At 46.0% G+C, this 22,001-nt stretch carries 17 protein-coding genes; 13 read left to right on the top strand and 4 right to left on the bottom strand.

From position 1 onward, the window contains the following. The first annotated feature begins 13 nt into the window (after positions 1-13). From GJU82_RS03900 to alr, 10 genes are all read left to right on the top strand, one after another. A complete protein-coding gene (locus GJU82_RS03900; protein WP_153630954.1) occupies positions 14-952 on the top strand; it encodes a hypothetical protein in 939 nt (312 codons plus the stop codon). A gap of 161 nt (positions 953-1,113) precedes the next feature. Then, positions 1,114-1,605: an RNA polymerase sigma factor gene (locus GJU82_RS03895; protein WP_153630953.1), complete on the top strand. Its 492-nt coding sequence runs from the start codon at positions 1,114-1,116 to the stop codon at positions 1,603-1,605. Beyond that, positions 1,606-2,475, top strand: coding sequence for a FecR family protein (locus GJU82_RS03890; RefSeq protein WP_153630952.1), 870 nt, complete (start codon positions 1,606-1,608; stop codon positions 2,473-2,475). 3 nt (positions 2,476-2,478) lie between these two features. Further along, positions 2,479-5,010 carry a TonB-dependent receptor plug domain-containing protein gene (locus tag GJU82_RS03885; RefSeq protein ID WP_153630951.1) on the top strand — a complete coding sequence of 844 codons (2,532 nt, stop codon included), beginning with the start codon at positions 2,479-2,481 and terminating at the stop codon, positions 5,008-5,010. Between the two features lie 365 nt (positions 5,011-5,375). Next, positions 5,376-5,927 (top strand): hypothetical protein, encoded by a 552-nt coding sequence (locus GJU82_RS03880; protein ID WP_153630950.1) that lies wholly within the window; start codon positions 5,376-5,378, stop codon positions 5,925-5,927. Positions 5,928-6,333: 406 nt separating this feature from the next. Beyond that, positions 6,334-8,262: an alpha/beta fold hydrolase gene (locus tag GJU82_RS03875; protein ID WP_153630949.1), complete on the top strand. Its 1,929-nt coding sequence runs from the start codon at positions 6,334-6,336 to the stop codon at positions 8,260-8,262. A gap of 183 nt (positions 8,263-8,445) precedes the next feature. Further along, the gene (locus tag GJU82_RS03870) at positions 8,446-9,309 is read left to right on the top strand and encodes a pyruvate, water dikinase regulatory protein (RefSeq protein WP_153630948.1); all 864 of its coding nucleotides are present in this window, start codon (positions 8,446-8,448) and stop codon (positions 9,307-9,309) included. 108 nt (positions 9,310-9,417) lie between these two features. Further along, entirely contained in the window at positions 9,418-9,765 is a 348-nt protein-coding gene (locus GJU82_RS03865) for an NAD-dependent epimerase/dehydratase family protein (RefSeq protein ID WP_153630947.1), read from the top strand. Continuing rightward, entirely contained in the window at positions 9,735-10,868 is a 1,134-nt protein-coding gene (locus GJU82_RS03860) for an amidohydrolase (RefSeq protein ID WP_153630946.1), read from the top strand. The genes GJU82_RS03865 and GJU82_RS03860 overlap by 31 nt, the downstream gene beginning before the upstream one ends. A 15-nt stretch (positions 10,869-10,883) precedes the next feature. After that, positions 10,884-12,041, top strand: a complete 1,158-nt coding sequence (alr, locus tag GJU82_RS03855; RefSeq protein ID WP_153630945.1) for an alanine racemase — start codon at positions 10,884-10,886, stop codon at positions 12,039-12,041. Positions 12,042-12,051: 10 nt separating this feature from the next. On the opposite strand, the gene GJU82_RS03850 is transcribed toward alr, so the two are convergent. Continuing rightward, on the bottom strand, positions 12,052-12,498 hold the full coding sequence (locus tag GJU82_RS03850) for a DMT family transporter (RefSeq protein ID WP_153630944.1): 447 nt from the start codon (positions 12,496-12,498) through the stop codon (positions 12,052-12,054). Positions 12,499-12,617: 119 nt separating this feature from the next. Between GJU82_RS03850 and GJU82_RS03845 the strand changes: the two genes are divergently transcribed. Next, on the top strand, positions 12,618-13,244 hold the full coding sequence (locus GJU82_RS03845) for a MarC family protein (protein ID WP_153630943.1): 627 nt from the start codon (positions 12,618-12,620) through the stop codon (positions 13,242-13,244). A gap of 39 nt (positions 13,245-13,283) precedes the next feature. Here GJU82_RS03845 and GJU82_RS03840 read toward each other — a convergent pair whose 3' ends face one another. The 3 genes from GJU82_RS03840 to GJU82_RS03830 form a co-directional block, all read right to left on the bottom strand. Next, positions 13,284-14,609 carry an NAD(P)/FAD-dependent oxidoreductase gene (locus GJU82_RS03840; RefSeq protein WP_153630942.1) on the bottom strand — a complete coding sequence of 442 codons (1,326 nt, stop codon included), beginning with the start codon at positions 14,607-14,609 and terminating at the stop codon, positions 13,284-13,286. Between the two features lie 132 nt (positions 14,610-14,741). Then, complete coding sequence (locus GJU82_RS03835; RefSeq protein ID WP_153630941.1) at positions 14,742-16,220, bottom strand: B12-binding domain-containing radical SAM protein; 1,479 nt, start codon at positions 16,218-16,220, stop codon at positions 14,742-14,744. A 173-nt stretch (positions 16,221-16,393) separates the two neighbouring features. Further along, positions 16,394-17,239, bottom strand: coding sequence for a LytTR family DNA-binding domain-containing protein (locus tag GJU82_RS03830; protein WP_153630940.1), 846 nt, complete (start codon positions 17,237-17,239; stop codon positions 16,394-16,396). 248 nt (positions 17,240-17,487) lie between these two features. Here GJU82_RS03830 and GJU82_RS03825 point away from each other — a divergent pair, with 248 nt between their 5' ends. Next, positions 17,488-19,245 (top strand): ABC transporter ATP-binding protein, encoded by a 1,758-nt coding sequence (locus tag GJU82_RS03825; protein WP_153630939.1) that lies wholly within the window; start codon positions 17,488-17,490, stop codon positions 19,243-19,245. A gap of 357 nt (positions 19,246-19,602) precedes the next feature. Beyond that, positions 19,603-21,366 carry an ABC transporter ATP-binding protein gene (locus tag GJU82_RS03820; protein ID WP_153630938.1) on the top strand — a complete coding sequence of 588 codons (1,764 nt, stop codon included), beginning with the start codon at positions 19,603-19,605 and terminating at the stop codon, positions 21,364-21,366. Positions 21,367-22,001 lie beyond the last annotated feature (635 nt).

The following is a 22,001-nucleotide window of genomic DNA, read 5'->3' as shown; positions in this document are numbered from 1 at the left end:
AAACATCAATGACATGAGAAATCTAGTATTAGCAATGGCCGTAATAGCAGGTGTTACACTATTTAGTTGCAGTGAAAAAGCGGCTGACCTTGAGTCTACACCCGAGATTACCGATGCACAACTGACCAAATCAGTTTCTGCCATCATAAGCGATCAAAGTACAGTAGAAGCAGTTTCCGAAGAAGTAAATTATGAAGTGGATTTCATTTCTACTGCAGAGTCTGCAATTGACGACTATACCAGCGCGCTCAAAAGTGCCGATCTGACCGAAGGTCATGGCTTTGGACATTACTATAGTTTCCACAAACGCTACCGCAATGGTGTTTGCCCGAATGTTAATATTGCCATGGGAGATTCGGCATTCCCCAAAACCATTGCCATCGATTACGGCGACAGTACTGTGCTGGCCAATGGTCGCATACTGAGCGGAACTATCACCATTACCATTTCGGCCCCAATGTTTACCGATGGCAGTACCCGAACCGTTACGTTCGAAAACTTCAGCGTCGATTCCATCGGTATTGATGGTACCCTTACCCGCGTCTACACTGGCGACGCTGTTACAGAACAGGTATTCAGCTGCACCAGCAACCTGACCTTTACCATGCCTGACGGAACCACGGTTCAACGTATCTCCGACAAAACCCGCACCTGGGTAACCGGTCTGGATACCGAACTCGATCCGGCAGATGATATGATTGAAATAACCGGTTCGGTCCAGGTTACCGATTCGGATGGAAACGAGTACAGTTATGTCATCACCAGTCCGCTGATAAAAACAGGAGAATGCCGTTTTATCACGGAAGGCGAGATTACCTACTCGCAAAACGGTGTAATATTCGCGGTAGTGGATTACGGAGATGGCACCTGTGACAATGTGGTAACAGTAACCACCAGCGATGGAACCACCGAAATGACCATCCGGGAATTCTGCCTGTCACAAAAGCTTTAACAGTCAAAGCGAAGGTCATCGCACAGGAAGAAAACCGCCATCTTGGAATTCTGGCGGACAACAGAATTCATTTTTCATGCTCCCGGCTGTAACGCCGGGGGCTTTAAAAAGCAACAATTGAAAAGCGTTTTGTAAATTCGCCTATACAAAATAAGGTTCCTTTGACACAAGAAGAATTTAAAGAATTATTCGACGCTCATTTTGATGCCATTCGCAATTATGTGTACTATCGTTCAGGCGACCCGGAACTGGCCACCGATATTGCACAGGATACGTTCATGCGGTTATGGGAAAAGAAATACCTGGTGAAGCCAGACAACATTAAAGGCCTGTTGTACAAAATGGCCGGCGACCTGTTTGTCAGTTCCTACCGCCGACACAAACTGGCTGTTAACTTTTCCATTAAACAACATCACCAATCCCGTAACCAGGAAGAAAGTCCGGAAGATCAACTCCAGTACAAAGAACTGGAAAAACGTTATGAAACCGCTCTTCGGCAAATGCCGGAAAAACAACGAACGGTTTTTCTGATGAGCCGGATGGATGAATTCAAATACCACGAAATAGCCGCTAATTTAGGCTTGAGTGTCAAAGCTGTTGAGAAAAGAATGAAGAATGCCCTGGCATTCCTGAAAAAGACGATGGAGAATTAAATGAAGAAGAACTTACCATATAACGACAACCGTTTCCGAGAAAAGCCGCCGGACCAGTATCCTGAGATCGGATTTCCCTACCCGAGGTCGAAGGAAGATGTCTGGAACGCGCTTTCGCAAAAGATGAGCGGCCAAACGGAGCAGTCGACACCCATTCGAAGATTACATTCCTACCGGATGGCTGCAGCCGCCGTCATCATTGTTTTATTGGCTACGGCCAGCTTCCTCAGGTTCTACACAAACAAGGTTATTGCTCCGGCAGGTCAACACGTAGCGGCCCTTCTTCCCGACAGTTCAACGGTCAACCTGAATGCAGGTTCTACCCTCACCTATCACCCGTACTGGTGGAAAGTAGCCCGTTCTGTAAAACTGGACGGCGAAGGATTTTTCCAGGTACAAAAAGGAAAACAGTTTGATGTAATTTCAAAATACGGTGAGGTAACTGTTTTGGGTACCAGCTTCAACATCTACGCCCGTGGCGATGATTACAAAGTAACCTGTTTTACAGGTAAAGTACGGGTCGAATCCATTGTTACACACGAGAATATTATTCTTCGTCCTGACGAACATGCATACCTGGAAAAGAACGGAAACCTGAAGGTGGTGGCCCATTACAATGTAAAACAGTCCAATGCCTGGATGCACGATATGTTTATCTTTACCGGAACACCAATCAACCTGGTATTCCAGGAAATTGAACGCCAATACAACGTTCAAATCAAGGCGAAGGAAAATATGGACTATACCTACACCGGAAATTTTACGCGAAATATGCCTGTTATCGAAGTGCTGCAGTATGTTTGTGAACCATTTGGCCTTACCTTTGTAAAACAGTCAAAAAAAGTATACCAGATTGAACAAAGCCACTAAACCGTGAAGCGAAAAATCGTTGTCGTCATTTTCATTCTTGCAGCCTTTGTTACCTCTGCCTCCGGCCAGAAATATAAAGTCAACGCGCAAAATACGGCATTGAACCAGGTTTTGATCGGCTTACGCGATAAATACAACTTTCATCTCTCTTTCAATGACAACGCCCTGGCTCAATACCAGGTTTCTGTTTCCGGTTCGTTCGATACTCCCGAAGAACTATTCGGCGCATTACTGAAAAGTATACCTTTCAATTACCGAAAAAGGGGCAATGTCTTTCTTATCCTTCCGGAAGAAAAAAAACCGGGGGCCCCGAAAGCATTTTCTCTTTCGGGACAAGTTTTGGAAGCCATTACTCACGAACCACTTCCCTACTCCAATGTTTTGATAAACGACCAGGGCCTGGCCACGGATTTAAAAGGAAGTTTCCGCTACATCTCCTCAACCGACAGCATTTTTCACATCCGTATTTCACATTTAGGACACTACATTCTCGATACGATTTGCGTTCCCGGCAACAACTACCGGTTCATCCTCACGCCATCCAGCATTGGATTGAAAGAGATTGTTGTTGCCAACAAAGTCGTAGAGAAGGCAACACAAATTGGAGATGCCCCCGGTGTCATGCGCCTGAATCACCAGATAGTGCAGTTTCTTCCCGGAAACGACGACAACTCGGTGTTTAATCTGCTACGATTGCAACCGGGTGTTCTGGCGGCTGGCGAGCAATCCAACGGATTGATCATCTGGGGCAGTTACGAAGGAAACAGTCAGGTGCTTTTCGATGGATTTACGCTGTGGGGACTAAAAAACTTTAACGACAACATTAGTGCGGTCAATCCATTGGTTGTAAAAGACGTTCAAGTCCTGAAAGGCGGTTATGATGCCCGTTACGGAGAACGGGTTGGCGGCATTATCAATATCGCCGGGAAAAACGGTTCCACATACAAACCCGGGCTCAACCTGGCACTGAACAATGTCACGGCTAACGGCATGCTGGAAGTTCCTCTTTCGAAAAAGTCATCCATCCTGTTGGCCTTCCGGCAAACCTATTACAATCTCTACAATACCGATGATGTGGTATATACCGGAACCACAACGGCACCAACGGGTGGTCAGGGAATGGAACCCGTCGGCGGACAAGGACAAAACTCCATCAATGTAAATATCCGGCCCGACTACACCTTCCACGACGCCAATATTCGTTTTTCGACACGCAGCGACGGCGGCGACTTGTTCTACGTCAGTCTGCTGGGCGGTGAAGACCAGTTCAAATACACGCTAAACCAGGCAAACACGCAGCTTGATATCTCCAAATCCACACAGGAAGATAACAGACAGCTGGGTGGAGCTATTTATTACGGAAAGAACTGGAATAAAGGAAATACCTCCAGCATGACCATTGAATACTCCAGCCTCGATAATAATGTTAGAAGTGATTACCAAAACCGGTTTGGCAAGGGAAGAGGACTGGCTAGCTGGAGCAATTCTAACACCGACAACCAGGTTTCGCAGTTTTCGTTTAAGAATACCAACCGTTTTGCAGTCAGCAAGCAGCATACTATGGAAACAGGTTTCGGACTGATTGCCGACCAGGTGAAGTTGGTCAACGATACAACACAAATCAATCTGTCATCGCAGAAAGCTGACTTGCAGCGACTCAACTTCTATGCTCAGGATCACATTGCCCTTCCCGGAAATATTCAGTTAAAAGGTGGTTTTCGGTTCGACTTACCGTTTGAGCAACAAAAGTTGTTCATCCAGCCGAGAATTTCAGCCAGTATTCCCGTCAATCAATCGGTGAAGTTTAACGCAGCATGGGGTATTTTCAACCAATTCATCAGTAAAAGTACCGTTATCGATGCTCTTGGGAACTATCAATACCTGTGGTTTGGCTCCGATGGAACAGATGTTCCGGTATTAAAAGCAACACACTATGTGAGCGGCTGGTCCCTTCATGGAAAAAGCTTTCTGGCCAGCCTGGAAGGATATTACAAAAATATTGAAGGTTTAACGCAATTCCGCACCGACCCGGAAACCGGAGTTCAAACCCATATACACGGAAAAGGACGAAGCTATGGAATCGACCTGTTCCTGAAAAAGGACTTTCATGGCCATTCCATATGGCTTTCCTATTCGTTGGGCAAAGCAGAAGAAAAATTTCTGACGACGGAATACCAACGGGCGCCGCAGGATCAACGACATGAGCTGAAACTGGCCGGGATTATTCATCTGAAACCTTTTTACTTATCGGCAAACTATATTTACGGAAGCGGTTTTCCACTCTACACAGATCCGACTGACCCGGGTTCATATACCGAACCCGATTACCAACGTACCGATGTTTCGGTGACCTACCGTTTTTCATCATCAAAAATCAGGGGCGAGCTGGCATTTTCCATTCTCAACCTATTCAATAACTACAACATTAAATACTCCTCATTCGAAACTGTACCGCTCGACGACACCAGCACTCTCAAAATTAACACGGAATCAGTCCCATTCTCTCCCCGTCTGTCCGTCAGGTTGGCATTGTAAGAAATCACTCCTGTTACCAACTATCCATAAATACATTACACACCAACACAACCATTCAAATGTTGCAAAATGTTGCATATGCCTGCTTTTTCCTGAACAAGTGTTAAACCACGCCCTTGTCAGCTAAAATATCCTAAAAATGAGGATACTACGCCAACCCAATTCAGAATACATTGTTTGATATGCCAAAAAGAAGATAATCATGTCTGGAATAAAAAAGATGCTGAACGATATACAGCTTCCGGAAATATTTTTCTCTTCCGGTTAGCGTGAAAAAATATACCACTGGCTACCTGCCGAATGGCAGGCCCACTACAATCAGTGATTAAAAGGATAAAGATGTTAAACTCAAAATCTCAGGGGTCATGAAAAAGTTAATTTTAGCAAGTATGATTGTGCTGGCCTTTACCCTGCAGGGCTTCGCACAGCAGAAGATGAAAGTACAGGTACCAATGGAAAAGTTGGTCATTGACCGGAATCAGGTTCCTCAAGCCGTTACACAGGCAGTACAAAAAGATGTAGCAGATGGCCAACCCATTCAATGGCATACTTTCCCTTATGTCTTTAAAAAATACGGCTGGGATGTGATCAATCCGAAATTGGCGAAGAAAGAAAAAAAACCAGATCAATACGAGGTCTACATTAAAACCAGCCACGGTGGCCGTATCAATGCAGTCTACGGAAAAAATGGGAATCTGGTGAGAATGCGCGAGGTGCTAAAAGATATAGAATTACCAATGAACATTGAAGATGCGATTGCCAAAAGCCAGTACAAAGATTGGAACATCTCCAAAGACAAGGAATTGATAACCGTTGGAGAAGATCACGTTAAACATTATGTGGTAAGATTAACCAGGGGAGAACAGAAAAAAACCCTTTTCATAGACGAAAAAGGGAATTTCCTCCCACATGTTTAAACGTGCCCATATATATTATCACTCAAATGCTGCAGGTTCAATTGGGAATCTGCAGTTTTTTTTCCAAAACCTTCTGCTTCCTTCATTTTTTTACTCCGGATAATTATTCTATGCCAATAAATATACAACAATTGTTATCCTGATAAGGTGACCATCTAGCCAAATTACCAGGTAAAATCCCCCTCCTCCTCCTATTTTTATTCTCACGAAAAGAGTGTAAATTTATAAAACACTAAACACAGGACAGAAGAATCATGATTTTTCGTTCAGATTGATAATTGCCCCCGATTTAACCCTGATTATCGCAGTAAATACTTCAGATGGAAGAACCTCTAGTCATTTCTTCAAGCAACAAAGCTGCGGTAATACAAGCATACAACAACCCTACAACTTAAAAATATAACTCATGAAAAAAACAGCCTTTCACACTTCCATTCTGCTGATAACGTTTGCTATGTTTGCCTGCAAACAGAAACCGGCAGAACCTCAACGCACGGTAAAACAGTATTCCATCGATCAGTTTTACAAGAATAAATCCATTTTTGGAGGACAGTTTAATGCCGATGAACCCAAACTACTGATATGCAGCAATGAATCAGGGATTTACAACTTGTACGAAATCAACCTCGATGATGGAACGAAACAGCAAATAACCGATTCCAGGGTCGAGTCTATTTTCCCGGTTGACTATGTTCCGGGAACCGACCAAATCATCTATTCAGCCGATAAAGGTGGGAATGAAATCAGTCATCTCTATCTGCTTTCGCCTGACAGCACCGTTGTGGATTTGACGCCGGCCGAAAAGGAGAAAGCCAATTTCGCCGGCTGGAATAAAGATAAAACAGCCATGTATTACCTGTCGAATAAGCGCGATCCGCGTTTCTTCGATTTATATAAAATGAAAATCGGCGACTGGAAGCCGGAAATGATTTATCAAAACAACGATGGACTCGAGATTGACGGTATCTCCTGGGATGAGAAATACCTGGCACTGACACAAAATATTACGACCAGTGAAACCAAACTCTTCCTCACAGGTATGAAAAACGGACAACGCACGGAGATTTCCCAGCCCGATTTCCCGGGTATTTATGCTGCATCGGGCTTTAGCAAAGATGGCAGTTCCTTCTTCTACCGTACCGATGCCGATTCGGAGTTCATGGACCTCGTAAAATACAATATTGCTGACGGAAGCCGCGAGCCGCTTTATCAAACCGACTGGGACGTTGCATTCAGCTACAATTCGGAGAACGAAAAATACCGCGTAATTGGTGTGAATGAGGATGCCCGAACCAAAATTATTGTAATGGATAATGCTACAGGACAGGAAGTCACCTTTCCGGATATTCCTGATGGAAATATTCTTGGTGTATCCATTTCGGATAACGAAGACATGATGCGTCTTTCGGTTGGAACGTCCAAGGCTCCCACCAACATTTATGTCTATAATTTCGAAACGAAGGATCTGAAAAAACTGACCAACTCGCTGAACCCGGACATCAACCCGGATGATTTGGTTTCAGCTGAAGTGGTACGGTTCAACTCTTTCGATAGCTTGAAAATACCGGCTATCTTCTATAAGCCCGTCAATGCATCTGCCGACAACAAAGTGCCTGCGTTGATTTGGGTACACGGAGGCCCGGGAGGTCAGTCCCGAACCGGTTACTTCGCACTGATTCAATACCTGGTGAACCACGATTACGCGATCCTTGCGGTGAATAACCGGGGCAGCAGTGGCTATGGAAAAACCTTCTACAAGATGGATGATCAGAATCACGGAGATAAAGATTTAATGGACTGCATCTACGGCAAAAAGTACCTGCAAACACTCGATTACATCGATCCGGAAAAAATTGGAATCATCGGCGGTTCTTATGGCGGTTACATGACCATGGCTGCCATGACCTTCCATCCGGATGAGTTCAAAGTGGGTGTCGATTTGTTTGGCGTTACCAACTGGTTGCGTACCCTGAAGTCCATTCCGTCTTACTGGGAATCTTTCCGGAAAGCGCTTTATGCCGAGATGGGTGATCCTTTCACTGCTGATTCGGTTCGTCTCTACAATATTTCGCCACTGTTCCATGCCGACCAGATCAAAAATCCGGTGATGGTGCTGCAGGGTAAAAACGACCCACGTGTGCTGCAGGTCGAATCGGATGAAATTGTCAACGCGATGAAACAGAACAATGTTCCGGTCGAATATGTCGTCTTCCCCGATGAGGGCCATGGTTTCAGAAAAAAAGAAAATGAAATTAGCGGTTACGGAAAAATCCTGACTTTCCTTGATGCCTATCTGAAAGGTTCAAATAAAAATAACGCTGAGATGAAACAATAGCTTGTTCCGCGCACGCGGTTTTCGTTTCTTTTTTCAACGCAGAGTTTAATTCCGTGATTTACCGGGACGTCCTTCACCTGTAATTCATGGAATTATTCGTAATATATAAGAATACTCATCCGGTATTTTCCCGAAAAACAGGAATTACCGGAATGAATCAATTTATTTATCAGCACAAAAGCTATGGAAAACGTTGAGAAAAAACCGGCCGATAAACTTTTTGTAGTTTCCGGAGGCCGGGGAGTTGCCGGCCACACCATGGTCCAGTCCCTCCTTATTCAGTATCCTGATAACAAAATCCCGGTTATCATTATTCCAAATGTCCAAAGCAATGAAAAAATCAAAGAGGTGGTTTTGCGGGCCAAAAAGACCAACGCTTTAATTACGCACACCATGGTCAACTCCGATCTGCGGCATGAACTGCTAAAGTCCTGCCGGGAAGAAGGTGTAGAGGAAATCGATTTCATGGGGCCTCTGGCCAATTACCTGGAGAACAAAATTGGTTTGATAAGTGTGAATGTACCCGGTCTTTACAGGCGTATCAATGCGCAATATTACGACCGTATTGAGGCCATTGAATATGCTTTGAACCAGGATGACGGCTTAAATCCCAGGCGGCTAAAAGACGCGGAAATTATACTGACCGGTGTCTCACGGAGCGGTAAAACCCCCCTCTCGGTGTATATATCGATGTTTGGCTGGAAAGTAGCCAATGTCCCGCTGGTAAAGGGCATAGCACCTCCCGAAGAACTGTTCAATGTTGACCCACGTCGGGTTTTCGGTCTTTCCATTAACATCAGCTATCTAGTCGCACAGCGACATAAACGACTTTCGCAACTGGGGTATGGTAGCAATCCAAGCTATACCGACAAACGTATCGTTAATGATGAATTGCAATACGCCAAAATGATTTTCGAACGTGGTGGTTTTACCGTCATCAATGTGACCAACAAACCCATCGAAACCAGCGCTAACGAAATTATCGGGCACATTTACGGGCGGTTTGGGGAACAGGAACGAAAACATCAAAAACCATCGGATAATTAACACTACCGGAATTCATCAGAACATCGATCACGTATCCTTTGTTAAAAGGAAACGATTCAGACTATTAAACAAACTGCCTCAAAAAAACGAATGTAAAAATAATACGGTATGAAGACAAGTGTGCAAATTGATTCCTCCAAACCGATTCTCGTAACAGGTGGTTCGGGCTATGTAGCTTCATGGATATTGAAGCAGTTGCTCGACGAAGGCTACAACGTAAGAACAACCGTTCGCAATAAATCGAATACCGCCAAATATCAGCACCTGCTGGATATAGCCAATGAATCCAAAGGAAAATTGGAATTATTCGAGGCTGACCTGATGAAGGAAGGGACCTTCCTGGAAGCCATGAAAAATTGCGAGTTGCTGTTTCATTCCGCTTCACCTTTCAAAATTGTTCGTTTTCATTTTAAAAATGAAGGTTTATGTCAACCATTCAGGACATCATCGAACTAAGACATACTTTGCACCAACACCCCGAATTATCGAACCGGGAAAAGCAGACCTCAGCCCGGATCCGCGAATTCGTGCAGCGCTACCACCCCGATAAAACCATCGATATAAGCCACACCGGAAAAGCCTTCGTTTTCGAAGGGAAGCATCCCGGCCCTACCGTGATGTTTCGCGCTGAGCTCGATGCATTGCCCATTCCGGAACACACCGATGTACCTTACGCCTCGCAAAATGACGGAGTATCTCACGCTTGCGGGCACGACGGACATATGTCGATGGTGGCTGGCCTCGCACCTTTCATTGCTGAAAATCGTCCGGAGAAAGGCAGGGCCATATTGCTCTTTCAACCAGCTGAAGAAGTGGAGCAGGGCGCCCGCGATGTAGTTGAATCAGCGGCGTTCGCCGATATAGCGCCCGATTATATTTTCGGATTGCACAACATTCCGGGTATCCCGAAGGGAGAAATTGTTTTACGCAAAGGCACTTTTTCGGCAGCATCCAAAGGAATGATCATCCGGTTAACGGGAAAAACATCCCATGCGGCCGAGCCGGAAAATGGAATCAGCCCGGTGAGAGCCATCGAACAAATCATTCACGGACTATCGGAAATTGCCGAAAATAAATCAGCATTCAGCAACCTTGCCCTCCTTACCATTGTGCACATCCGCATGGGCGAGGTTACTTTTGGCACCACACCGGGCGACGCTGAAGTGATGGTTACCCTTCGTGCCTACGAGAACAACGACATGCAGAAAATGACGCGGCTTGCCGAGCAGGTAGTTGAAAAAGCCGCCGATAGCAAACGACTGAAACATGTCATCTCCTATATCGAAGATTTCCCGGCACTGGTCAATGATGACCAATGTGTCGACATGCTGGAGGATGCAGCACGGAAAACGGGACTGACTTTCGGGTACAGGGAACAACCTTTTAAATGGTCAGAAGACTTCTCCTATTATACGCAGAAGTACAAAGGTGGCTTCTTCGGGCTAGGCTCCGGCCCCGGGCAACCTCAGTTGCACAATCCCGAATTCAATTTCCCGGATGATATATTAGGTGCCGGGATGAATATTTTTCAAGTACTCTACAAAATGTTGCTAACCTAAAATCAATCATTTCTCATGCAGGAAACCTCCGTCATTACGCTAAAAGAAAGCGCCCTCATCAACAATATCCGGTTTTTGAAAAAAAAGCTCGGAAAAAATGTCAAAATATCCTCGGTTGTCAAAGCCAATGCGTATGGCCATGGCATTGAGCAGATGGTTCCCATGCTTGAAAAAGCCGGAATTAATCATTTTTCTGTTTTCAATTTCGACGAAGCACAACGGGTTTGCCGCAGCCTGACAAAAAAAAGTACGGTGGTTATTATGGGGTACATCTCCAACGAACACTTACGCGAAGCCATCGAAAAAAATTTTGAGTTTTTTGTCTTCAACCTGGAACGGTTGGAAGTAGCACTTGAAGAAGCGCGCAATTTGGGCAAACCCGCCAAAATCCACATTGAAGTGGAGACTGGTATGAACCGGACCGGCCTTAACATGAATGAGCTGATTGAAGCCATCAATGTCATCAAAATGCAACCAGAGAATTTTGAGGTAGAGGGTTTCTGTACACATCTCGCTGGCGCGGAAAGTGTTTCGAACTATGTTCGTATCCAAAAGCAAATAAAGCGTTACCGGCAAATGAGCGCTATCCTGGAAAAAAGCGATATCAGGCCTCGTTACAGGCACGTGGCCAACTCAGCTGCTGCCTTTGTCTATCCGGCAGCACGGTTCGATTTGGTACGCATTGGTATTATGCAATATGGCTTTTGGCCGAGTGCAGAAACTTTTATCCACTTTATTAACCACAAGAAAAACCGTACCGATCCGTTACACCGGATTTTAGGTTGGGAAAGCAAAGTGATGTCCGTTAAAATTATTAAAACAGGCGAATTTGTTGGCTACGGAAACCATTTTCTGGCACAGCAGGAAACCCTCACGGCACTTGTCCCGGTAGGATATGCCACTGGCTACAGCCGATCACTGAGCAACAAAGGACGGGTGCTCATTCGTGGCCGTAGCTGCAATGTGATTGGTGTGGTAAACATGAACATGGTTGTTGTCGACATCTCGGCAATTCCTGAAGTCAAAATCGGCGACCAGGTAGTTATCATCGGGCGACAGGGCGACACCGAAATCAACGTATCGGCCTTTAGCGATATCAGCAATGCCCTTAACTACGAAGTCCTTTCGCGGCTTCCACTGAACATCGAAAGAAGAGTAATTCCGGCTGAATAAAATATACTGCCTACTTCTTATTCACCAAATACAGGCCGGCAATCACCAACAGTGTTCCGGCAACGCGGCTGACTGCAATTGGTTGTTTCGGGACGCCCAGCAAACCATAATTATCAATAATGAGCGACAAAATGAGTTGGCCCGCCACCGCTGCAATCAATACATTAGCCACACCGATTTTGGGTATAAACAAAATGACACTGGTGACGAATATGGCTCCGAGCAAGCCGCCAATCATCAAATATGGCGGGATGCCTTTCACTGCATGAAGAGATGGAAAACCAATTTGCATGATAAACAATGCAGCAGCAAGCGCCAAAGTTCCTCCCAGGAAGGAGATAAAAGCGGCCTGCAACGGATGGGACAACATTTTTCCCAATTGGGCATTGATGGCTCCCTGCCAGGCAACCAGGCTCCCCACAACCATTATCAAAAAGACTAACAGTAGTTTATTCATTCGTTCAGCAATTATTTCGGCACACTTGTTTTACATTTAACCATAAAAACGGCTGGTTAGTCCAACCAGAAGTTCCGTAAATTGTTCAATAACTATAATTATCGGTCAAAAATAGTAATATGAATCATCTCCTCAGTTTTTCGCTCACTGTATTCATGGGATTTTTCGCCATCATGAATCCCATTACGAACATTCCGATTTTTTTAAGCCTGACTGATGAAGCGGATTTTCCCACCCGCAAACGGATCGCGAAATCGGCTACATTCACTGCATTCATTATCGTGCTCTGCTTTATCGTCGTCGGAAAATATATCTTTATGGTTTTCGGACTTACGATTCCCGGTTTCAAAATTGCCGGTGGAATCCTGGTATTTTTTGTAGGCTTCGAAATGTTGCAGTCCAAAAAATCCACCATCCACCATTCCGACAAGATTGCCATTGATGAAGGGATGGCTATTTCACCGCTGGCTATTCCCATTCTGGCCGGACCGGGAACGATCGTCACTGCTATGAACTACGTAACAGAGAGCAATGGCTGGCACGTGGTTATCACGTCGGTTATTTTTGGCGTGATGATTCTCCTCACCTACCTCGCTTTCGTCTACAGCGACTACATCCTTCGGCTGGTAGGTCACAAAATCATCGTGGTGATGAGTAAGATTATGGGACTGATTCTGGGCATCATCGGGGCCAACATGGTTACCGAAGGAGTCCGGATTGCTTTCCATCTGGGCGGCACGTCATAAATAACAAGGCAAAAAAATTCCCGGTTTCCCGGAAATATATCAATTCGATGACGTTTCCATTTGATTGGCTGGCGGCACTTCTTTGTGCTTCGGGTGTTTGGCCGGCGAGATAATCAGCCGCAACGACTGGTCGTAGAATACATAGTTCCAAACCCAGTTGATGAAAATAAGCAACCGGTTTTTTACGCCTACGATAGCCATCAGGTGGACAAACATCCAGACCAGCCAGGCCCAGAATCCGCGAAAACTGTAAAAAGGCAAATCAACTACCGCCTTGTTGCGCCCAACAGTAGCCATGGTTCCTTTATCACTATATCGGAATGGTTTCAACGGCACATTTTTTTCAAGGCGCAGGAGATTTTTCGCTAACAAACTTGACTGCTGAATCGCCACCTGCGCCACCTGCGGATGACCATGCGGATACTTTTCTGTTTGCATTGTCGCTATATCACCGATGGCAAACTCATGCTCCTGCCCTTTTATGCAATTGAACTCATCAACGGCTATGCGATCACGTTTATCAATCAGTTCTGCGGGAATCCCTTTTACCGGCATTCCTTTCACACCTGCCGCCCACACCAATGTATTGCAGGGCAGTTTTTCGCCATTCGAAAGCGTTACCTCGTCTCCATTATACGAATCCACCGCAATGCCGTTATACACCTCAACCTCCAGCGATTTAAGAAAATCCTCGGCTGCTTTGTGCGATTTCTCCGACATATGTCCCAATAGCTTACCGGAAGCTTCTACCACGGCTATTTTCACCTTCTTGTGGTCAATCTCGTGGTAATCGCGTGGAATAATCCATTTGCGCATTTCGGCTAACGCACCAGCCACTTCCACCCCCGTCGGGCCGCCCCCCACAATCACGATGGTCAGTAATTCCTGCCGTTTCTTCTCATCATCGATACTGGAAGCCCGTTCAAGATTCATCAGGATGTGGTTGCGCAAGGCCAACGATTCGGGTATACTCTTTAACCCCCACGAACGCTTCTGAATCTCTTTATTGCCAAAGAAGTTGGTTCCGGCTCCCATGGCATTCACCAGGTAGTCATAATGAATCGTTCCTACACTGGTATGTACTACCTTACTGTCGAAATCCACACTTTGTATTTCCGCTTTGCGAAAATGAACATTCTGGTTGTCCTGAAAAACTTTCCTTAACGGAAAAGCGATGGCACTAGGCTCAAGGCCTGCTGTTGCCACTTGATATAACAAAGGTTGAAACTGGTGATAATTATGCTTGTTAACCAAAACAATCTGAAACTCACTTTTCGCCAGTTTTCGGGCGAGGGTAAGCCCTGCAAAACCACCTCCCAGAATAACCAGCCGCTTACCGTCGTAGCCCGGAATATTTGCACTCATATTTTTTGAGATTATTATGTCTTTTCGTATATCAACAAAGTCTGTGCGAAAATTCCCGAAGGCTATCTGATTTTTAAGATGGATTTAACGTTCCGGTAGCAATTTCCCGGAATTGAGCTAGAATTGATGGAATTAAGCGATGGAATAAATCTTACGAAAATGATAGCCATAGATGGCTAGTGTAATCGCTTCGGGGAAGTTTTCAGGGCAATGAAAAATGGTCCAGGCAAACAACCTCCAGTAATAGAACTGACCTTGTTTCAATACTCCCAAAACTAACATGGAACGTATTAACGCCTTTATGTTGCCGAAGGTCATTTTCCGGTGGAAATGCAGCCCTGGCTTATAAATCTTCAAGAATTGCCGGACTCGTTGATAATAGGGTTTGTAACTATAAATTTCCTTCAGCACCTGACGGTATCCTTCCATCAGAAAATCGATGTTCATCCGGGGGATAAAATTCATACTAAAGTCTGTATTGTTTCCCGAACTCACATCCAACAGGCGCTTCTCATCTTTAAGCCGCTGGTACAGTTTGGTTTTCTTTGGCGCATTCAACAAGCCAACCATGGCAGTCACGATACCGCTCTGCTGAATAAAATCAATCTGACGTTGAAAAACAGATGGGGAATCATGGTCAAAACCGACTATAAACCCACCCGAAACCTGCAGCCCAAATCGTTGCATTTTCCGGACATCTTCCACCAGGTTCCGTCCGGTATTCTGCATTTTGTTGCATCCTGCCAGGCTGGCCTGTTCGGGTGTTTCAATTCCCACGAACACACTTTCAAATCCGGCCTTCCCCATCAGGCGCATCAGCTCTTCATCATCAGCCAGATTAATGCTCGCTTCGGTATTGAACCGGAAAGGATAATTTCGTTTTTCCATCCAGGCAATCAATTTCGGAAGAAGCTCTTTTTTCAGCCGTGCTTTGTTCCCAATGAAATTATCATCCACAAAAAAGATGTTTCCCCGGTGATTTAACCGGAACAGGTTTTCCAGTTCAGCAACTACCTGTTCAGCTGTTTTGGTACGAACCTTACGCCCAAACAGTGCGGTGATATCACAAAACTCACAATCGAACGGGCATCCGCGCGAATACTGCAGGCTCGGTGTGGCGTATCGGTTCAGGTTCAAAAGATAATAATCCGGTACCGGTGAAGTATTGAGTGAAGGGAACTCGTTGGTTTGATACAGGTGTTTAGGAGTTCCTTTCTCCAAGTCCTCCAAAAATTTGGAAAGGGTTATTTCTGCTTCATTCAACACCAGGTAATCAATCATGGGCCATTCTTCCGGCTCACTGGTAAAGAGTGGCCCGCCTGCCACCATTTTTTTATTCAGGTTACGGCACATCCGAATGATATTTAATACCGAATGTCGCTGAATATCCATGGCACTGATGAATACCAAATCGGCGCGCCGAACATCCTCTTCCCGCAAGGGAGATAAATTCATATCGACCAGTTTTTTCTCCCATGCCGCCGGCAATAACGCCGAAACAGTCAACAATCCCAAAGGCGGATTGGCGACCTTCCGGGCGATAAACCGAAGTGCATATTTAAAACTCCAGAACGTATCGGCACATTGCGGGTTAACTAAAAGAACATTCATTGGGTTGCCTGTTAATAATTTGTCCAGGAGAGAGAAAATAGTGCCACGAAATTCGTCCGGGCGCATTCTCTTTCCTTTATGAGTAAAATAGGAATAAATGGTGAAGACTTCAATGGCCCAGGGACGAAATGAACAGATAAGGTTTTGACTTCCCGCTTTAGGGCTGAACCGGCTTAAAACAGTTTTGGTTCGTGCAGTTTATCGTAAATTTCGCGGAAACGCGGGGCAAAGGAACGGGACACATGCAGTTCATCAGGAACTCCATCGAGTTGGATATGGTAACCATGCTGGCTGCTTCGCATGCGGGTAACATACTTCACATTCACGATACAAGTGCGGTGACAACGAATAATATGCGGAAAGCGTTTCACCTGTCTCATGGCGTTTTCCAATGTATTCCGGACCATCATCTTTCGCAGTTGCCCATCCTCCTTATAGTATATCTCGATATAGTTTTGAGCCGAATGAATCATTACCAAATCATGCAGGTTTACCTGGGCGTTTCCCCTTTTGTATTTCGATGGAAAATTGACCAGAACAGTTGTCGGACCATCCGGGGAACCGTCAACCGAATGAAGGTTCATTTTGAGCTGCCGGTCCTGGTTAATGACAATCAGCAGCGATACCGGAATAATACCGAACAATAAAATCCGGATGAGCGTGTCAAAGTTCAATTCGTACAAACCCGTCAGCCGCGCATAAAAAAAGTACCCAACGGTAATGGTCATCAAAATCCAAAGATTCCAGAAAATTTCATGCTTAACCTTCCATTTCCCGGAAAGGAAAATGCCCGGAAAAACGGCTGGCAAAACCAACAAATTGATGCCCAGTGAAAACAATGTTACCAAAGCAAAACCGAGTAAAAGGTACACCTTGTCGTACAAATCAAGAACCGATAAATCAAGGGGTTTATAGAGTATCAGGAATAGAAACACAGCCAAACTGATTCCGGGGATTATCCGCAGATTACGCTTAAAATCATCGTTAAACGGATATGGTTTATTCAGATAATCAAACATGGTCGTTGGGCAATAAATGGCTCACGAATTTAAAGATACAACTTTGAAAACGCTTTTAAAAATATTTAACAAAGTCTGGAAGTGAGTTGGTCGTTCTTTTTCTGCCGGTGTAGAACAAAATTTCCCACCATTCGTATTCATATAGATTAACAACGATCACCTGACCGGTTCTATCGGTATTTCTCCGATATATATAAAGAAAAATCAGAAATTTGGTTTTTCTTTGCCGGTTGAAGGAAGTTCATACTATGCAGAAAAGACAAAAACAAGATAATACCCGCCCGGGAAAGAAAGTTAATCTGTTTGGTTTGCTGAAGCCGTACCGGATGATGGTCGCACTGCTGGTACTGTTTGCCCTGCTGAGGAACGCGGCCAACCTGGTCATTCCGAAAATTATTTCACAAGGAATCGACACATTCAACAGCGGCCATTATATATTCAAAAGTATCGCCATTCAATTTTTAGTCGTCACACTGGCTATTTTCGCCTTCACTTATCTGCAGGCCATTGTGCAGACATACGCTTCCGAGCGGGTCGCCTTCGACCTCCGGGAAAAACTCTCCAACAAAATATCGCGGCAGAGTTTTTCTTTTATCCGGGAAAACAATCCGTCGAAGCTGCTCACCAACCTCACTTCCGACATGGATTCGGTGAAAACATTTGTAGCCCAGGCTGTGGCTTCCATTGTTTCTTCGGTGTTTGTCATCCTCGGAACCTGCGTGCTCCTCCTCACCATCAACTGGAAACTGGCCCTTCCGGTGATTACCATGATTCCCATCATCGGATTTGCCTTTTACATGGTACTGAAGCGGGTGCGCGTGCTGTTCAAACGTAGCCGCGAAGTTGTCGATTGGCTCAACAAGGTCATCAACGAAAGCGTTTTGGGTGCCGCTATTATCCGCGTAATGAATGCACAGCAAGCCGAATACCGGAAATTCCTGTCGGCGAATACCGAAGCAAAAGATTTAGGCGTCTCCATTCTCACTTTGTTTGCCACGCTTATTCCAATCATCACTTTCGTGGCGAACCTGGCGACCCTGACCATCCTGGCACTCGGAGGACATTACGTCATCAACGGAAGTATGACGCTGGGTAATTTTGCCGCCTTTAACAGCTACGTGGCCATTCTCATCTTCCCCATCATCGTCATTGGGTTCATGAGCAACGCCATCGCGAAGGCAACAGCTTCTTACGAGCGGATTGACAAGGTGATGAAAGCGCCGGAAACCGTCGACAAGGGCACCATCGAAAAACCAATCGAAGGTAATATCGAACTGAAGCATGTAACGGTATCGTACGAAGGAAAGCCGGCATTGAAGAACGTCTCGCTGAACATTAAAGGCGGTTCGCAAACAGCCATCATCGGACCGACAGCAGCCGGAAAAACACAATTGTTGTATCTCCTGACGGGATTGATTCATCCCAACGAAGGAACGGTACTGTTCGACAATATTCCGCTTGACGATTACCGGAAAGAAACGTTTCATAACCAGATTGGCTTCGTCTTTCAGGACAGCGTGATGTTCAACCTGAGCCTGCGCGAAAACATTGCCTTCAGCGATACAGTAACCGACGAGTCACTGGAGAAAGCCATCGAAACAGCCGAGCTGAAAGAGTTTATCAAATCACTTCCGAAGAAACTGGATACGCTGGTTTCGGAGCGGGGAACCAGTCTTTCGGGCGGACAAAAGCAGCGCATCATGCTGGCCCGGGCGCTGGCGCTAAACCCGAAAATCCTGCTGCTCGACGACTTCACCGCAAGGGTCGACCAGCAAACCGAACAGAAAATCATTGGAAACGTATTAAAGAATTACCCCGGTTTGACCTTGATTTCGGTTACACAGAAAATAGCACCGGTAAAACACTACGAACAAATCATCCTCCTGATGGAAGGCGAAGTGGTCGCAGCCGGGAGACACGAAAACCTACTGGAAACCTCACCGGAGTACATGCAGATTTACCAGTCGCAAAAAAGCACCAGCCACTATGAAACAACCCCATCATAATACAAGCCTCTCTCATTGTCCATCAAACCTGCAACGGACAAAGGGTCAGGGTGGGCCAGTCAAAGTAGTTCCGGCCCACCCCCTCTTTACTTGTAGGAGGGGAAGAGGATGTCCGAAAAGTTGAATTGGAAAAGTGTTAACTTTCAAATTGAAGGCAATCTTGGATTTACCCCTCCCTCCGAAGCCTCGGAGCTCCCCTGAAGGGGCGGCTTTGAAGTCCCCTTCATGGTCCCGGGAATTCGGGATAGGGGTTGTCGCGGTACCGTTACTTACATATTGTAAGTTATTGAAATGTAAAACTGACTTTTCGGACACCCTCGGGGTGAGTAAAAGAAAAAAGAAATTGAAAAACAGTACATGGATTATAACCTCTATACATCCTCCGGTGAAACCGGAAAAAAGAAATCGACTTTTGCCTTGCTGAAATCGTTGGTATCGCACATGGTCGAAGAAAAACGCATCCTCATCACGGCGTTTATCGCCATGCAGGTGGCCGCAGCCCTCACCTTGCTGGGCCCGCTGCTCATCGGGCACACCATCGATGCGTACATACAGACCAAACAGTTTCACGGTGTACTCGTTTTCAGCGGCATCCTGCTGGTGATGTATATCATTTCACTGTTTGCCGGCTACCTGCAAACCAAGCTGATGGGCACCGTGGGACAACACATGCTCTTCAACCTGCGCAATGCCCTGTTCAACAAGCTGCAGGAACTACCCTACGATTTCTTCAACCAGAACAAAGCCGGCGACCTCATCTCGCGACTCAACAACGACACCGACAAGGTGAACCAGTTCTTATCGCAGTCGCTGATGCAGTTTGTCCGCTCCATCCTCATCATGATTGGCGCCGGCATCTTCCTGCTCTCCATCAATCTGCCGCTGGGAGCCGCTGCCCTGGCACCTGTGGTCATTATCTGGTTTATCACCCGGTTTGCCTCACCGTGGGCAAAGAAACGCAATGCCATTAACCTCACCAGCGTGGCCAACCTCAGCTCCGAAGTACAGGAAAGCCTCAACAATTTCAAGGTCATTGTGGCATTTAACCGCCGTGACTATTTCCGGAAACGGTTCGATGAGGTTAACAAGGACAATTACAACACCTCCGTGAAAGCAGGCATCGCCAACAACCTCTTCATGCCGGTATACACCTTCTTTTCCAACATCGGGCAACTGGTGGTGCTAACCTTCGGAATCTATCTCATCTCCACCAACCATTTCACCATCGGGTTGCTCATCAGTTTTCTTGCGTACATTACCAATTTCTACAATCCCTTACGACAACTTGCGTCGTTATGGGCCAGTTTCCAAATAGCGCTGGCCGCCTGGGATCGCATTGCGAAAATACTAAACATGGAGAACAACATGCCGCTGCTCGACGCCAGTGAAGAAGGCGAATCAAAGGCGCTCCTATCCTTCCGGGATGTATCGTTCACCTATCCCAACGGCACCGAAGTGTTGCACCACATCAATTTCGATTTGGAAAAAGGAAAAACATACGCTTTCGTCGGGCCGACCGGTGGCGGAAAAACAACCACCGCCTCACTCATTTCCCGTTTGTACGACCCCACCAGCGGAACAGTATGGCTCGATGGTAAAAACATCGGTTCTTATGCACCGGAAGAACGCTGCGGCAAAATCGGATTCATCCTGCAGGAACCGTTTCTCTTCAGTGGCACCATCCGCGACAATATTCTTTATGGCAACGACGCCTACCGGGAATACAAGAACGGTGAGCTAACGAAACTTTTTCACAATACCGGGCTCGAATCATTGCTGCAACGCTTCGATGAAGGTCTGGATACCAAAGTCGACGTATCGGGCGATGGCATCAGTCTGGGGCAAAAGCAGCTCGTCGCTTTTATGCGCGCCGTTTTGGGGCAACCCGACCTGCTCATCCTCGACGAAGCTACGGCCAATATTGATACCGTGACCGAACAGCTGCTTAACGAAATCCTGCAGAAGTTGCCAACACACACCACGAAAGTGATCATCGCGCACCGGTTGAATACCATTGCCAATGCCGACGAGATTTACTTCGTCAACTCCGGGGAAGTCACCCGCGCCGGCTCCCTCGCCGATGCCGTGCAAATGCTGAAAGACGGCAAGATGGCAAGCTGAACGGAGTTACAGGTAAAAAACAAGCGCACCGGTCACCAACTACTACGTAGGGGTTATGCAGGTAGAAGTTCCACGCAAAACCCGCAAAGATACCCGCAAAGAACCGCAAAAGGTTTTCCACTGATGGCGCGCACGGATGGATATTGATAGATGAACACCGAGTTCCTGTTGTTCGTTCAGGATGTTTGACCTTCGACTTTTGACTTTTGACTTTTGACTTTTGACTTTCGACCTTTGACTTTCGACTTTTGACTTTTGACTTTTAAATCATATCGTGTTGTAAAAAACAAGCGCACCGGTCACCAACGACTACGTAGGAATTATGCAGGTAGAAGTTCCACGCAAAACCCGCAAAGATACCCGCAAAGAACCGTAAAAGGTTTTCCACTGATGGCGCGCACGGATGGATATTGATAGATAAATACCGATAACACTGATTCCAGATCGGGAACATTCATTCATTGCGCCATCCTTCGCACCATGTTACCACGAAGGGGTTAATGATTAATCACCCGGGTTGGCATACGCGCGACAGCCAGAGGCGCACATTCCGGCTCAAATTGAAACGGATAAGCTGTTGCGCCGCACCGACCAGGCTAAAATAGAAATGCCGGCTCAGAAACGTTAAAGAATCA

This window comes from Prolixibacter sp. SD074, assembly GCF_009617895.1.
GTDB lineage: Bacteria > Bacteroidota > Bacteroidia > Bacteroidales > Prolixibacteraceae > Prolixibacter.
Note: the sequence above shows the minus strand (reverse complement) of the source record. Positions and strands in the feature narration are given on the sequence as shown.